Raw genomic sequence first — 1,846 nt, 5'->3', positions numbered from 1 at the left:
CAGGTTCAAGCCCTGTTGGTTGTTCCGACACTCTTTTCAGGCTCGAGCAAAGGGGAGCGTTAGTTGAGACCTTCGCATCGGACCTCGCATGTTTTGCTAATCAGCCAAGTAAATTTCCGCAAGCTCCCGCGACTATCGCCAAAACCACCGCCGCTCGCGCGCAAACGACCGCTGATCCTTGTCCGATGTCCGACGGCGGTGCAACCACGTCGGGTTCAAAACACGCCCGCTGTTTGCTGCGCGCGAACTCTTTTCAAAGCGGATCAGAAGCTTAATGCGCTTGAACGCCGCTGGCACGGCCGTTGCTATTGAGAGCGAAACGACAGAGTGAAGGAGGACCGAGTGTATTCGGACGCCAATACGACGATGCTCTCTTTTCCACAAACGCGCATGCCCGTTTCCGAGAGAGAACAACCGCGCAGGGAACAGCCATGCAATGTTTCACAATCGGCGGAGATCATGGGTGACGCAGCATTCCCCTCGGTAGGTCTTCGGAGCGATGAACCGTAGCACATGCTCCCAGAAGTGCGGGTAGGAAAACTGCTCCGCGGGGCCTAGGGCGCAGCTCTCTTGGACATGCACTCTTGTTGGAGCTGTGAGGCGGCTCGATGCGATTCCGCGAAGCGTCGGTGAGCAAATCCGCTCGATTGACGTCGGTCCACTGTTCGAGCGCGAGTTGTCGCGGTTGATACGCTCATGGCATCCGTCTCCGCGAATGGCTCATGCGACGAACGAGGGGAATCTGGCTGGACGACAAGCCATGTCGTTGAGCCCAAGCATATGGAGATCAGTTCCCAGAGACGTCGCAGCACTCGGCTTGAGTTTGCAACTTCCGCCTCAAGGGTTCTGATTTCGTCGCCACCGGCTCCAAGTCGGAATGAGCTAGTCGCCAATCAACCATAGGAGCATCTGATGACATACAGCGCCATTCTCTACAAGGTAGATGATCGCGTTGCGCGGATCACTCTGAATCGTCCCGACAAAATGAACGCGATCTCTCTCAAGCTCTGCGCCGAATTCGAGGATGCGCTCGAGGTCGCCGATCGCGATCCGGAAGTGCGCGTTATCCTGGTTACGGGCGCCGGGGGACGCGCATTCGCGGCTGGCTTTGACCTAAACGACGAAGACGAAGACTATGAAAAAGGTTTCCCGGAGCGAACCCTAGACGATTTGAAGGAGCGCAGGGATCGCGACTTCAAGTTTAACTATTGTCCATTCAACTGCTCCAAGCCAGTTATCGCTATGATCAACGGTTATTGCCTGGGAGGAGCCTTAGAGTTCAGCACAATGTTTGATATTCGCTACTGTTCCGACGACGCACTATTCGCGGTCACGGAGACACGCTTTGCCACCGGCATCCTGACACTGGGCATGCCATGGGTAATCGGCCAGCGTTGTCGCGAGCTGATTTACACAGGAGACACGTTCGACGCTACAGAGGCGTATCGGCTAGGCTTGGTGAGCCGTGTCTTCCCCAAGGACCAACTCGAGGAAGAAGTCATGCGCATAGCAAAGCGTATATCGCGCGTTGCGATGCATACATTGAAGTGGAACAAGAGGGCACTTAACAACACTCTCCTCGCTGCAGGATTCGATTCTGCTCTGCGGCAAGGGGCCGAAGCCTATTTATTTACGAAACTTTCAGTATCCGAATACAGAGGTCTTCATGAGATCCTTCGGTCCGAAGGCGTTAAGGCGGCAATTAGGTGGCAAGAAGCGATGTTTGGGCCGTTCGAGTCGGAGACGCAGCGGAGCTTTCGGGCTTGAGAGCGCGAAAGCTTGCAACGTCAAGTGGCGTAGTACTCAAAAAATCGACCCCCGCTCAATGGCTCGGAGATTTTCATGT

The 1,846-nt window shown here is 55.2% G+C and carries 2 protein-coding genes; both read left to right on the top strand.

All coding sequences use genetic code 11. The annotated features are described in order from the left end of the window. The coding region (locus tag FBZ93_RS41185; protein WP_208764139.1) for a hypothetical protein at nucleotides 1-275 on the top strand (275 nt) is incomplete at its 5' end. A 637-nt stretch (nucleotides 276-912) separates the two neighbouring features. Further along, a complete protein-coding gene (locus tag FBZ93_RS40360) occupies nucleotides 913-1,767 on the top strand; it encodes an enoyl-CoA hydratase/isomerase family protein (RefSeq protein ID WP_146993226.1) in 855 nt (284 codons plus the stop codon). Nucleotides 1,768-1,846 lie beyond the last annotated feature (79 nt).

The organism is Bradyrhizobium macuxiense (genome assembly GCF_007993935.1).
In the GTDB taxonomy this organism is placed as follows: domain Bacteria; phylum Pseudomonadota; class Alphaproteobacteria; order Rhizobiales; family Xanthobacteraceae; genus Bradyrhizobium; species Bradyrhizobium macuxiense_A.
Note: the sequence above shows the minus strand (reverse complement) of the source record. Positions and strands in the feature narration are given on the sequence as shown.

Bases quoted from the DNA above. Each gene is read 5' to 3' on its own strand.
- FBZ93_RS40360 (WP_146993226.1), top strand. From the start codon at position 913: ATGACATACAGCGCCATTCTCTACAAGGTAGATGATCGCGTTGCGCGG.